General features: G+C 44.4%; 10 protein-coding genes. 7 read left to right on the top strand and 3 right to left on the bottom strand.

Features of this window, described 5'->3' with window-relative positions:
* The first annotated feature begins 152 nt into the window (after positions 1-152).
* The 3 genes from K5L93_RS15095 (at position 153) to K5L93_RS15085 (ending at position 3,261) form a co-directional block, all read left to right on the top strand.
* Complete coding sequence (locus K5L93_RS15095; protein ID WP_220720575.1) at positions 153-1,124, top strand: tripartite tricarboxylate transporter substrate binding protein; 972 nt, start codon at positions 153-155, stop codon at positions 1,122-1,124.
* A gap of 103 nt (positions 1,125-1,227) precedes the next feature.
* Positions 1,228-1,692, top strand: coding sequence for a tripartite tricarboxylate transporter TctB family protein (locus tag K5L93_RS15090; RefSeq protein WP_220720574.1), 465 nt, complete (start codon positions 1,228-1,230; stop codon positions 1,690-1,692).
* Between the two features lie 18 nt (positions 1,693-1,710).
* Positions 1,711-3,261: a tripartite tricarboxylate transporter permease gene (locus tag K5L93_RS15085; protein WP_220720573.1), complete on the top strand. Its 1,551-nt coding sequence runs from the start codon at positions 1,711-1,713 to the stop codon at positions 3,259-3,261.
* Between the two features lie 48 nt (positions 3,262-3,309).
* Here K5L93_RS15085 and K5L93_RS15080 read toward each other — a convergent pair whose 3' ends face one another.
* The 3 genes from K5L93_RS15080 to sstT all read right to left on the bottom strand — a co-directional run bounded on the left by K5L93_RS15080 (position 3,310) and on the right by sstT (position 7,996).
* Entirely contained in the window at positions 3,310-4,440 is a 1,131-nt protein-coding gene (locus tag K5L93_RS15080; protein WP_220720572.1) for a tetratricopeptide repeat protein, read from the bottom strand.
* Positions 4,440-6,470, bottom strand: a complete 2,031-nt coding sequence (locus K5L93_RS15075; protein WP_220720571.1) for a DUF3857 domain-containing transglutaminase family protein — start codon at positions 6,468-6,470, stop codon at positions 4,440-4,442. The genes K5L93_RS15080 and K5L93_RS15075 overlap by 1 nt, the downstream gene beginning before the upstream one ends.
* A gap of 302 nt (positions 6,471-6,772) precedes the next feature.
* Positions 6,773-7,996 carry a serine/threonine transporter SstT gene (gene sstT / locus K5L93_RS15070; RefSeq protein ID WP_220720570.1) on the bottom strand — a complete coding sequence of 408 codons (1,224 nt, stop codon included), beginning with the start codon at positions 7,994-7,996 and terminating at the stop codon, positions 6,773-6,775.
* Positions 7,997-8,421: 425 nt separating this feature from the next.
* On the opposite strand from sstT, the gene K5L93_RS15065 reads away from it, so the two are divergent.
* The 4 genes from K5L93_RS15065 (at position 8,422) to K5L93_RS15050 (ending at position 13,702) form a co-directional block, all read left to right on the top strand.
* Positions 8,422-9,174, top strand: a complete 753-nt coding sequence (locus tag K5L93_RS15065; RefSeq protein WP_220720569.1) for a TetR/AcrR family transcriptional regulator — start codon at positions 8,422-8,424, stop codon at positions 9,172-9,174.
* Between the two features lie 235 nt (positions 9,175-9,409).
* Entirely contained in the window at positions 9,410-11,725 is a 2,316-nt protein-coding gene (locus K5L93_RS15060; protein WP_220720568.1) for an efflux RND transporter permease subunit, read from the top strand.
* A complete protein-coding gene (locus K5L93_RS15055) occupies positions 11,694-12,512 on the top strand; it encodes an outer membrane lipoprotein-sorting protein (protein ID WP_220720567.1) in 819 nt (272 codons plus the stop codon). The genes K5L93_RS15060 and K5L93_RS15055 overlap by 32 nt, the downstream gene beginning before the upstream one ends.
* The gene (locus K5L93_RS15050; protein ID WP_246615063.1) at positions 12,512-13,702 is read left to right on the top strand and encodes a hypothetical protein; all 1,191 of its coding nucleotides are present in this window, start codon (positions 12,512-12,514) and stop codon (positions 13,700-13,702) included. Before K5L93_RS15055 ends, K5L93_RS15050 begins: the two co-directional genes overlap by 1 nt.
* Positions 13,703-13,815 lie beyond the last annotated feature (113 nt).

Here is a 13,815-nt window from a genome sequence, read left to right as displayed (position 1 = left end):
TATGCACTTTAAAGCCATTACTTGGCTTACATTTCAAAATCTCATGCTTCCATTAACATTAATTTAACTTTATTCGCCAGCTAGCGGTATTCAAGCATGGCAGTAACCACTTTCAGCCACGCTGAAAGCCCTATGCAACAAGGAGAGCAAACATGTTAGCCAAGATTAAATTGGTCAAAACATTAATAGGGGCCGCAGTATTGGCCGCAGGCCTAAGCGGCACAGTTCACGCAGAAGAAGTGCACTTTTTAATTCCCGGAGGCGCAGGCGGAGGCTGGGATGGAACCGCCCGAGGTACCGGCGAAGCCTTAATGAAATCGGGCATTATCGATAAGGTGTCTTACCAAAACATGAGTGGTGGAGGCGGCGGTAAAGCCATTGCCCACTTAATAGAAACCGCTAAAACCCAAGAACATACCTTAATGGTGAACTCAACGCCGATTGTGGTCCGCTCATTAACCGGCGTATTCCCGCAGTCTTTCCGCGATCTTACTCCCATCGCTGCCACAATTGCTGACTACGGCGCGTTAATTGTTAGAGCCGATTCCAAATATACTCATTGGGACCAAGTAATTGCCGACTTCAAAGACAATCCCAATAAAGTAAAAGTTGCTGGCGGTAGTGCGCGCGGCAGTTTAGATCACTTAGTAGCAGCCGCTGCCATTAAAAATGAAGGCTTAGACCCACTAAGATTACGCTACGTAGCTTACGATGCCGGCGGTAAAGCCATGGCAGGTTTGCTTTCTGGAGAAACCGCACTGCTTTCAACTGGCTTAGGCGAAGCGCTAGAAATGGCGAAAAACGACCAAATTCGTATCTTAGCCATTACCGCTGAAAAACGAGTTAAAGACGCTCCCGAAGTACCAACCTTAAAAGAAATGGGTAACGACACCGTGTTTGCGAACTGGCGTGGTTTTTTTGCCGCACCGGGCACCAGCAAAGCGCAAGCAGAGAAGTTCTCAGACATGCTTAAAGAAATGTACACCACCCCAGAATGGGAAACCGTACGTTCACGTAATGGCTGGGTAAATAACTTTGTGCCGTATGGTCAGTTCTTCGGCTTTTTAGAACAACAAGAGAAAACAGTAGGCAGCCTAATGAAAGAGCTAGGTTTTCTAGAGTAATCCTATTAGCCAGCAACTCCCTTGCTGCTTTATTTGCTTATCGGTAGTACTCAGTTAAGCACCGGTGCCTAGGCACCGGACTTTTTTACATTTGGAGCTAACAATGCAAATTAGCAATCAACGAATTGGCGGCCTAATTTTTTTGCTGCTCTCTTTGTTCTACGGCTATTTTAGCTACGACATTCCGCTATTTCCCGGCGCGGAATATGAACCGTTCACCCCACGCACTCTGCCGCAGTTTTTAGCGCTGTGCGGAATTGCTTGCTCAATCATTTTGATGCTCACCGGCGGTAGTGATTTTAGAACCAGCGTAAAACATTTGGTATGGCGCCCCGCCGCCAAATTGCTAGTAGCAATGTTCGCCTACGGCCTACTCGTCAATTGGATGGGGTTTGTATTAGCCACCATTATCTTCCTGGTAGTGAGCTTTCGCATCATGGGTGAGACCCAACATAAAAAAGCTCTAGTGGTAGCCATTTTGTTCACCGTGGCTTTTTGGGCGCTATTAACCCACGTATTAGATATTTATTTAGAACCTGGGCAACTGTGGCACTGGTTTAATGGCTAGCAAAATAAGGACACGATGATGTTAGATGGAATTTTAGCTGGGCTTAGCACCGCCGTTATGCCAATGAATTTAATGATGGTAATTGTAGGCTGCTTAGTGGGTACCTTCATTGGCATGTTACCCGGCCTTGGGCCAATTACCGCTATCGCTTTGATGATCCCACTTACTTATAGTTTAGAGCCTTCTTCTGGCCTAATTTTAATGGCTGGTGTGTACTACGGCGCTATATTTGGCGCATCATCCTCGTCGATATTAATTAATGCACCAGGTTGTAGTGCCACCGTAGTGACCGCTTTTGATGGCAACCCCTTAGCTAAAAAAGGTCAAGCGGGTAAAGCTTTAGCCGTTGCTGCTTATGCCTCTTTTACAGGCGGTACTTTGGGCGCAATTATGCTGTTAATTGCCGCGCCTGCTTTGGCCTCTGTCTCTTTGAGTTTCCAAAGCGCCGACTACTTCGCCTTAATGGTACTTGGCCTTTCTGCCGTGGCTGCATTCTCAGGCAAAGGCCAAGTATTAAAAGCGGTAATGATGACCATTGTGGGCTTGATGTTAGCCACCGTAGGAACCGACAGAAGTGAAGGTGTAGAGCGTTTTACCTTTGGCCAACTGGATTTAATCGACGGCTTTAGCTTCTTACTATTAGCCATGGCAACCTTTGCCCTAGCCGAAACCTTAATGTCGGTATTAAAACCCGAGAACCCCAATAACAGCGCTACCGAACAAAAAATGATGTCGGAGCTGGGCAGCCTTAAGCTCACCAAACAAGAAGTTAAAACCGTGGCAGCACCTACTCTTCGCTCGTCATTTCTAGGCTTTTTTGTTGGCGTGCTTCCCGGTGCTGGCGCTACCATCGCCTCTTTTCTGGCATACGGCGTAGAGCGAAATCTGGCCAAAGGCGACGCAAAGAAACAATTTGGTGAAGGCTCCTTAAAAGGTTTGGCTGCGCCGGAATCGGCCAACAATGCTGCGTCGACCGGCTCTTTTGTTCCCTTACTTACCTTAGGTATTCCCGGCTCGGGCACTACCGCTGTATTGCTCGGAGCCTTAATAGCTTACGGTATTCAACCAGGGCCAAGAATGTACATCGAGCACCCCGACCTATTTTGGTCGATCATCATCTCTATGTATTTTGGTAATGTGATTTTGCTAATTTTAAACTTGCCGCTAATCCCCTACCTCGCCAAGTTACTAAGCATTCCTCGCCCTTATTTAGTACCGATGATTTTGCTGTTCTCAATTACTGGGGTGTATTTGGTGTCGTTTAATAGCATGGACATCATGATCATGGTGGCAATATGTATGGCAGCCTTGGGCTTACGTTTGCTCAACTTCCCTATGGCGCCGATGTTGTTGGGCTTTATTCTTGGTGGAATGCTCGAAGACAACCTACGCCGAGCACTATTAATTGGCGATGGCGAACTGAGCTTTTTGTGGGAACGACCGCTCACACTAACCTTTATTAGTATTGCAGCAATGGTGTTGTTTAGCCCATTACTAAGGCCGCTGTGGGAGCGTAGTAAGGCAAGAGCAGAGTATGAGAAAGCCAAACAAAAGGCGGCAGCTAAGTAAGGAAATAAAAGACCCTTAGTTTGCTGTGGGTCTTTTATATTATCTATATCAAGCGGCGTTCTTTAGGTAAGTTTGATAGCGAGTGTAAAAGCGAGAATTAACAAAGCCATCCCCGCCCTCAACTTCAACCAAGTCCTGACGAGAGTACTCAACAAAGAAGCGGTCTCTAAGCACGTTTAGCAATAACTCACTTTCTTCAAAATCTTTTGTTTTCAACGCGAAATCCAATAACCAAAAGTAACTATACACATCGTAAGGGTGGTTTAAAATGCCATTGCGTAGCACTGTTTTCGCGATATCCGCTTGACCATCTAAAAAGTGAATAGAAGCAATTTCAGCCTGAATTCTTGGGTCTTCGAAAACCGCGGTAGGAAGCTGCTTGAGACAATCTATGGCTGCTTGATAATTACCAGTGTCAGTATAGTAACCATAAAATCGAGGGTGAATTGGTATTTCTGACTGCATGAATTCCGAAAACGCCAATGGTAACTCGGCGAATTCTTGCTCGGCTAAATAAGTCGTTAAAACACCTAATACCAAATTACTTTGTTGGAATTCCTTAGAAAGGCGTTGGTAAGCTAAAGGGACTCGCTCTGTATCCCCATTTATAGCCAACTTAACAAAACTATTTAAACGTTTCTCTACTTCTGTAGAGGTGTTGGCGGCGACTAATTGAGCTGCCATAGAAAACATCGAGCTAACCCCCATGGTAAGCAGAGTACTTTCGATATCAACGAGCTTATTGTGACGCCAGGTTAACGTGTAATAAGCAAAGTAATCTCCTTCTGTCGCTCGATAATAACTGATTTTTTTATCATGCTGGTTAAGTTCACCGCCAACGTAACTCCATTGCAAATTAGCTTGCTCGCTTAACACGTAGATAAAGCGTTCATTTAGTCTTTCAAGAGATTTTTTCATATCACTTTTAGATACCGAGTCTAAACCAAGCTCTGCGTCAAGATAATCGGCACTGACGTCAAGATTGATTTTTGAGCGAAGAGCCTGCTCAGTATTTTGATTGAGAGCATCTACAAATTGGATGTAAAACCGTTCGCTATCGTAATTATGCACATTGGCCGACTTATTATGAGCCGACAAAGCGTTCTGCTGACTATCTACCTCGGTGACTGCACAAGCATTTAGCAGCAAGCAAACAATCAAAGTAACAAAAATTTTCACTAATTCAGCTCCTTAGCATTAGCCTGCTTCAAAGATAATAAGTAGTTGACTAGCTTAGCCACAGAATCATAAGTGTCTTCTTCTGTTACGTTGGTTACGCTATACCTAATACTTAAGCGTTTGCGCGCTTCTCGTATAAATTCAATGTACTGCTCTGTATCTTGCGGCGGTACAGAACGAGCTTTATTACTGTAAGCATGGTCAAATGAAATAGTCCTATTCTTATAATCAAAGCTTGAGCTCAGCTTTATATATTCATTCTCCTCTGATCTATGGCTTTTTAAACTAGAAAAATCAACATCTTGAGGTAGAACCAGCTTAGAGACCTGATAAACGGAAATAGGCGAGCCCAAAGCAAGAGACTGCAGACGATTAACTTTTTCTGGGATATAAAGATAATCATCAACTAAATCAGAATAGAGCTCAAAGACGGCTTCTCCATTCTCGATCGTCCAAAACTCAGGCACTAAGTAAGATTCATAAATAGTAAGCTGATTAGTGTTAACGTCATCCTCTACTTGGATCGCTTGTAAACGGCTAAGCTTTGGATACAACCGTTGATAGTACTCCAAGTACTCTTTCGACATACGTTTAGCACTCTTGCTGGCAACTCGGTAGCGCATTCTATCGGCTTGAGTCCCGGTATAAGTAGCTTTAATCAATAGCTCTACCGGTGATTGGTAGTCGGCTGCTTTATAAGTATGTTCAAATATAATCCGATTATCTATAGCCAAGTAGTCAGGCACTTCTGACAAATTGGTGTTTCCTTTAGCCACGACTAAAGCGTCGCCTAAAGAAGACTGCACAATATAGTTTAAGCCCCTCGCTTGATAGTTTTTCGTCGGATCAACCCAGTACTCTTTCCCTTCAAAATCAAAACGAACGATAGCATGATTAAATAAATTGTAAGCAGGAATAAAATCTCGAATTGTCTGGCGGTTATAGGTGGAAACTAAAACAGGATCTGCGTTTATCCCCAAAGACTTAAGCGCAGTGACTAGTAATAGCGATTTGTCCTTGCAATCACCGTAACGGTTATCAAATACTTCTGCAGGGGTATGTGGTCGGTGAGAGTTTTCTCCAATCTCAACACCTAAATAGCGAATGTCTTGTTGTACAAAGCCAATGGCTTGCTCAATGGCAGCTTTAGTGGGTAAGCTTTTTAAATAGTCTAGCCAATGATTTAGTGCTGTTGAATTTTTTGCAGAGTATTCGAATAAACCCAAAGCCCAATTGTTTACCTCCGCCCAATCTTCAAAATTACTCACCAACCAATATGGCTGGGAAAACTCCCAAGACGGCTCATCGCCATCAGAATAATAAGCGGGAATATCAACTAATGTTAAAGAATATCGAGTGTCAGTTGCTCGCTTATCAACCTTTACCTGTGTATCCGTTTTTATCAACTGATGCTTTAACCGGCGCTTATTCGAAGCAATTACACTAACATTGACTTGTTTTACCTCAATGCCCCAACCCAGTTTAAAGAAAGCGCTATAGTAATCATCGAACACTGGATTTGTACCGACAACACTATAACTATAATCAACCACATCACCGGCTCTCACATCTTTTAACCAAAGTTGTAGCTGTTTATGCCCAGAATAAATCTTGTTACTTTTCTCCGGTTCAATATCAACTAGCCGCACATCTTCTTCAAATAATCGCGATCTAGGCTCTCCCTGCCGAATAACCTCAACATTATGTATTACCACTGTTTGATAATCAGGGCTAAAGGTAATATTTATGTCCGAATTATCTTCAACACCTGCGGCATCATTAACTTGATAACGATAATGGTTATAGCGCTGAGCTTCAGATAAATTTAAGTTTACTTGAGTATCAGACAACAAATACTCTATGGACTCCACGCCATTACCCACTTTTGGCGAATTAACCGCACTTTGAACCCAATCTGGAACCGCGCCAATTTGCCAATAGTTAGCTTGATTAGCCAAAGCCAATGAGTGCGGCAACCAAAAAACAAATAGTGTGAGAATTAAACGAGAGGATCTAAGCAAATCAATCACTGCGCTTCCTTATGCATATTGATAAGTAAGACATAATAATGACTCGATGCTAAAAAGAACAGTTCGCTAATGATTGATAGCGTATTTTATTAGGCAAATCCCCAAAAATGACGGCATCATCGCATCTGCAACCAAAACAAAAGAGAAAGACAGAAGTTCTTCAAAACCAAATCTAGCAGGTCAATTAGAGGACATATCAATTCAATGCAACAAACCTTAACTAGTGCCATCAATGCAGATTACGAGTAACAATAAAAAGGATGGCCTAAGCCATCCTTTTTCACGTCAGTTTAGAGAGCTTGTTAAGCTTTTTCTTCAGCAGCCTTACAACAAGCAGCCGTAAACAATACATCGGTAGAGCTGTTTAGCGCGGTTTCGGCAGAGTCTTGCAATACCCCGATAATAAAGCCTACAGCAACCACTTGCATGGCCACGTCGTTAGATACACCAAACAAGCTACACGCTAATGGAATAAGCAATAGCGACCCACCAGCAACACCAGACGCTCCACAAGCAGACACCGCTGCTACTACGCTCAGCAACAAGGCAGTAGCAAAATCTACTTGAATACCCAAGGTATGCACTGCCGCTAGCGATAACACGGTAATGGTAATTGCCGCACCGGCCATGTTAATGGTGGCACCTAGTGGGATAGACACCGAGTAAGTATCTTCATCTAGCTTTAAGCGCTGGGCTAAGTCCATGTTTACTGGAATGTTCGCAGCAGAGCTACGGGTGAAGAAGGCGGTTACGCCACTTTCACGTAAACACTTAAATACTAATGGGTAAGGGTTGCGACGAATTTTGTAGAACACTAACAGCGGGTTCATCACCAAGGCAATCAATAACATAGAGCCAATGAGTACCAACAATAGCTGGCTGTAGCCTAGCAATACCGAGAAGCCCGTTTGCGCAATGGTGTTTGCCACCAAGCCAAAAATACCAATTGGCGCTAAGCGAATAACAAAACGCACAATGCTTGATACACCTGCAGCCACGTCATTAAACAAGGTTTTGGTGGTGTCCGATGCGCTATGCATAGCAATACCTAAACCAATTGCCCACGCTAAAATGCCAATGTAGTTGCCATTCATAATGGCGCTAATTGGGTTATCGACAATCTTAAATAGTAAGGTGTGTAATACCTCGCCAATGCCTTGCGGAGGATTAGCCGAGGTTTCGGTGCTCACTAGCACTAACTCGGTAGGGAACATAAAGCTCATGGCTACCGCCGTTAACGACGCGGCAAAAGTACCAAATAAATATAAATAGATAATCGGGCGAAGCTGAGTATTTTGGCCACGTTTATGGCTAGCTACCGAGGCCGCCACCAACACAAAAACCAATATCGGCGCTACGGCTTTTAAAGCGCCAACAAAAAGGCTACCTAACATGCCAATAGAGGTAGCCGCGCTAGGTGCTAAAACGGCCAAAATGCTACCGGCGATAATACCGATAAGGATCTGCAGCACTAAACTGCCTTGGGTAATAAACTGTAATATGCTGTTGTTTGATTGTTGTTTCATGCTTCTTATGGTCCTTTGGTGAAGCTATATAATTGGCGAAGGCGTAACCTTATAGGATGAAACACCATAATCACAGACAATAACCACATTAAATTGACACATCGCAAAAACTTTTCACTCATCTAGATTGTATAAGCAATATACAAGTAAGGTTTATACCTAAAAGTCCAACATTTTTAGCTATTGCTCAACTAACTTAGTGTTACAACTTGCCCTTAAGCTCAGTATTTACTTACACTTTGATCAGCTGTTCAGGTTTTTGTGGCAATTTTGCAAGTCGTTATTGGCTAAACAAACAGGCGCTTAAACTAAATTAAGCACCAAAAGCAAAACATCAAACATAAATAAAACTTGAACAATTAATTATCAAGGCGTATAACTTGACGAATCGTCACATTGTGACGAAGTGTCAATAACGAGAAAAAATGAATACCAAAACCAGAAAAGCCCAAGAAATTGCCAACCGCGAAGAGCTGCTGCTAGATATAGCATTGGAGCTGATGGCTGAAACCGGCTTTGCTGGCCTTACGATGGATAAAATCACCCAACGTTCGCAGTATTCAAAAGGCACCGTGTATAACCACTTTGCCTGTAAAGAAGACGTATTGTGTGCCTTGTGCTGCCGCTCTATGCGCTTACAAATAGAGCTATACCAGCGGATTAATGATTTTGCTGGTAGCACTCGAGAAAAGATGATTGCAATGGCCTATGGCTACCGTTTGTTTAATCGTCTTTACCCCACTCTGTCGATGGTAGTGTTAAGTATGAAAACACCTAACATCATGGAGAAAACCTCGAGTATTCGCAGTGCAAGTGTTAGTGAACACGAAAACAAAATTGTCGGTATTGCGGTTAAGTTGATTGAAGAAGCTGTTGCTTTAGGTGAAATACCGGCCAACCAAAATGTAGATGCCAATGCCGCTACATTTGCCGCTTGGTCGATGGCCTTTGGCACCAATGCACTAAGCAGCGCAGTGGTAAATAAATCCAGCAAGTTTTGCTCTGCTGGTTTCGACAGCCAATACGCCCTGCTTTATAACATTAACTTATTGTGCGACGGGCTAAATTGGCAACCGCTGTCACAACAGCAAGACTACCTAGCAACTTGGCAGCGAATAGGCCAAGAGCTTTACGCTGACGAACTGGCAATACTAGAGAAAAACGAAACACTGTACTAAGCGCTTTACGCAAGCAGGCAATTAGCTCACAAAGTTTTTGTCAGCGAAACAAGAAAAAGTGCCAAGTTGTTCTACTGTTGTTAAGTGGAATAATAAACGCACGCATTTAGATTCAAAATAAGCCGCCGATTACTGCGGTTTTTTAAGCAAAGGAAGTGACGATTCGTCAATTTTAGACAAATCGTCATAATTCACTCTAACCAATTGAATGGTGCAATTGGTAAAGGACAGGGCCATGGAAAAGAAATTTTTTAATCAAGTGATTGCCAGACCTTGGCTAACACTCATGTTATTAATGTTAGCCGTTGTAGCAATGAGCTCTGGCGGACGCTTTCTTACCTTTGTAGGCGATTACCGCATTTTCTTTGGTGAGGACAACCCTCAGCTGCAAGAATTTGAAAGCATGCAAAAGGTGTTTAATAAAACCGATTCGGTCACCTTTGTAATCTCCCCTAATGAAGGCGATGTATTCAACCCGCAATCTCTCACACTCATTAAAGAGCTTACCGACGACTCTTGGCTTATTCCCAACTCTACTCGGGTCGACTCCATCACCAACTTTCAACATACCGAAGCCGTAGAAGATGACCTTTGGGTAGAAGACTTATTGCTAGAGCTAGATATGCTAGATGCTGAAAAAGTGTCTAAAATTGAGCAGGTTAGCTTAAGTGAACAACTGCTAGAAAACCGCTTAATCAGCTTAGATGGCCGTGTGGCTGTAATCGCCGCCACCATAACCATCTCTGAAGACGATATGCAGTCGGAAGTACCTAAAACCTCGCAATTTGTGCGTGAGCTTCAAGCCAAGTATCAACAAGCCTACCCAGACCACAAAATCTTGCTCTCTGGCATGATCATGATGAACAACAGCTTCATCGAACAAAGCCAGAAAGACATGTCCACTTTAGTGCCGCTAATGTTCTTGCTCATTTTGGTGATGCTAGCCATTTTACTGCGCTCGGTATTAGGCATGCTAGCGACCTTAGTGGTCATTGTTGTGACTATTGCCAGCACCATGGGCATGGCCGGCTGGATGGGTTTTGCACTCAATACCGTAACGGTAAATGTGCCCACCATGGTAATGACCTTAGCCGTGGCCGATTGTGTGCACGTTATCGCCTCAATGCTTTACGAGATGCGCCAAGGTAAATCTAAAAAAGAAGCCCTTGCCTTTAGTTTAAAAATCAATAACCGCGCAATTTTCCTTACTAGTGCCACCACTGCGATTGGTTTCTTAACCCTTAACTTCTCTGATTCGCCGCCGTTTCAAGCCTTAGGCACCATTGTCGCGGTTGGGGTAATGTTGGCTTATGTGTATGCTCTTACCATTTTGCCTGCCCTGCTTAACATTCTGCCAATTAAACAAACGCCGAGCATTAGCAGCCGTTCAAACTACGACCGCTTAGCAAACTTTGTGATTAATTCTCGTAAATGGTTAATGCCAATTACGGTAGTTATGATTATTGGCTTCTTGGCCATGATCCCACGCAACCAACTTAACGACGTAGCTACGGAGTACTTCAGCAAGCAGGTGGACTTTCGTCAATCCACAGACTTTATGGAGGAAAATATATCCGGGATTACCACCATTTCTTATGAAATAAGAAGCGGTGAAAGTAGCGGCATTAACCAACCTCACTACATGCAAAAAGTGGCGGACTTTAGCGCTTGGTTACGCCAGCAGCCAGAGATCGACAACGTAAATAGCATCTCCGACATTATGCGCCGTTTAAACAAAAACATGCATGGCGACGACCCAAGCTATTACCTAGTGCCCGAAGAGCGCGAACTCTCGGCTCAGTATTTATTAATGTACGAAATGAGCTTGCCCTACGGCCTAGATTTAAATAACCAAATCAATGTAGATAAATCGGCAACACGCTTAACCATTACCACCAAGAATATGGGCTCTATCGGCATGATAGCGCTAGAGCAACGCTCCTTAGATTGGTGGCAACAAAATGCGCCCGAGTATCGAGTAATCGCCGCCAGCCCTAACCTAATGTTTGCCCACATTGGTGAGCGCAATATGCCGCAAGCCCTAAAAGGTGCATTTTGGGCATTGGTGCTTATCTCGGTGTTAATTGGTATTTCGCTACGTTCACTGCGGCTAACCTTTATTAGCTTGCTACCTAACCTAGTACCAGCAGGCATTGGCTTTGGTATTTGGGCGCTAATTGATGGCAACATAAACCTTGGTTTGTCGATTGTTATTAGCGTTACCTTAGGCATTGTGGTCGACGACACCGTGCACTTCCTTACCAAGTACCAATATGCCCGCAAGCAAGGGAAATCTGCCGAAGACGCAGTGCGCTACGCCTTTGTCACCGTAGGCAAAGCACTGGCTATTACCACCGCGGTATTGGTGGTTGGCTTCTCAGTATTAATTGGTTCAACCTTTACTATTAACGCCAATATGGGGCTACTTACTTCTATTATTATTGCCGTAGCCTTAATCATCGATTTCTTACTACTACCATTACTCTTGATTAGTTTTGACCGTGCAAAGGGAGCAGAAAATGCAGCAGCACTTCAACAAAAAACCGCTTAGTATGTGGCTTAATCGTGCCGCAGTTATCTGTATTAGCCTGTTGTTTAGCCAACAAGCATTAGCAGAAACCGCAGAAGAAAAAGGCTTACGCATCGCTCAAGAGCGCAAAGCCTTTGATCTAGGTTGGGTTGATTCGAAAGCCGACACAGAAATGGTGCTGTACAACGCGCAAGGCGATAAAAGCACCCGCTCTATTCGCATTCAATCTTTAGAAGTAGAAGGCGATGGCGACAAAGCCTTAAGTGTGTTTGACCACCCAGCCGACGTAAAAGGCACTGCCTTTTTAAGCTTTTCTCACGCCCTAGAGCCAGACGAGCAATGGTTATACCTACCTGCCTTAAAACGGGTAAAACGCATTGGTTCTCGCAACAAATCGGGCCCTTACATGGGCAGTGAGTTTGCCTTTGAAGATCTAAGCTCATTTGAAGTAGAAAAATACACCTACACCTACCTGCGCGACGAAACCATTGCCGGCTTCGACAGCTATGTCATCGAAAACGTTCCGGTAGATAAATACTCAGGTTATACCAAGCAAATTACCTGGATGGACAAAGAAGCCTACCGCGTGCACAAAGTAGAGTTTTACGACCGCAAAGGGCAGCTACTTAAAACCCTCACCATGAGTGATTACCAAGTGTATGCCGACAAACATTGGCGCCCGTCAAAAATGTTGATGGTGAACCACCAAACCGATAAAAAAACCGAAATGTTCTGGAATAATTATCAGTTTAAAACTGGCGTAAAAGAATCAGACTTCAATAAAAGCAAGCTTAAGCGAGCCCGCTAATGAGAGCGACTAACTCTGTGCTGGCAACAGCGCTAAGCCTAGCCTTATTAAGCATAAACAGCGCAGCCATGGAGCTGCGCGGCAATGTGGCAGGGCAATATCGCGGCTTTTTCGAGCAAGGTGCTTTCCCTGGTCAAGATCAGCAGCATCAAGGCTCGATAAGTGCCGAGCCCGAGCTGTACTGGGAGTGGAACGATGGCATCGACAGCATCACCTTTACGCCCTTTGCACGGGCCGACTCCATGGATAGCGAGCGCACTCACGCCGACATTCGCGAGCTTAAATGGCTACACCTAGCCGACGAATACGAGCTAGAAATTGGCATAGCCAAAGTGTTTTGGGGCGTAACCGAAACCCAGCACTTGGTAGATGTGATCAACCAAACCGACTTTATCGAATCGCCCGATGGCGACGAAAAGCTTGGCCAACCCATGCTGCACTTTAATACCTATCAAGACTCAGGCATTTGGGATGTATTCATTTTACCTGGCTTTAGAGAGAGAACCTTTGCCGGCGTAGATGGCCGCTTCCGCCCGCCATTACCGGTAGACCAAGATAATGCCCAGTATGAATCGGGCGCTAAAGACAAACATGTAGATCTAGCCCTGCGCTGGGCACAAACCTTTGGCGACTGGGACGTAGGCACCGCCTACTTTCGTGGCACTAATCGCGACCCACTGCTAATTGCTAGCGCCGATGGCACCAAACTTACCCCTTACTATGAGCAAATGGACCAACTTGGCGTAGATTTACAAGCCACCATTGGCGATTGGTTATGGAAGTTTGAAGGCCTATATCGCAATACCAGCAGCAACAGTTACACCGCTGCCGTAGGTGGTTACGAATATACCTTAGTGGGATTATTCGACAGCATTGCCGATTTAGGTTTACTCACCGAATACAACTGGAATAGTGACGGCAAAGAGGCCACCTCTACCTTTCAAAACGATCTCTACCTAGGCGCTCGCTTAGTATTAAACGATGCGCAAAGTACCGAGTTTTTATTAGGTGGCGCGATAGACCTCGACTACAACACCAACGTAGTAACCCTAGAAGCCAGCCGCCGCTTTGGCGAAAACTGGAAAGGCGAACTCGATCTTTGGTACATCGACGCCGATGACCTTGCCGACCCAACCTACGCCTTTAGCAAAGACAGCTTTGTACAAGTAAACATGGCCTACTTTTTCTAAAAGCTACGCAGAAAAGGTATTGCAAAAAGCCCTAATTATTGAGGGCTTTTTGTTGGGGGTGAGTAAATGGTTTAATCGAAAAACAACGCCCAACTCAGCGGCGAGCGGAGCGA

The sequence above is a fragment of the Agarivorans litoreus genome, from assembly GCF_019649015.1.
GTDB classification, from domain to species: domain Bacteria; phylum Pseudomonadota; class Gammaproteobacteria; order Enterobacterales; family Celerinatantimonadaceae; genus Agarivorans; species Agarivorans litoreus.
This window is presented reverse-complemented; position numbering and strand designations above follow the sequence as displayed.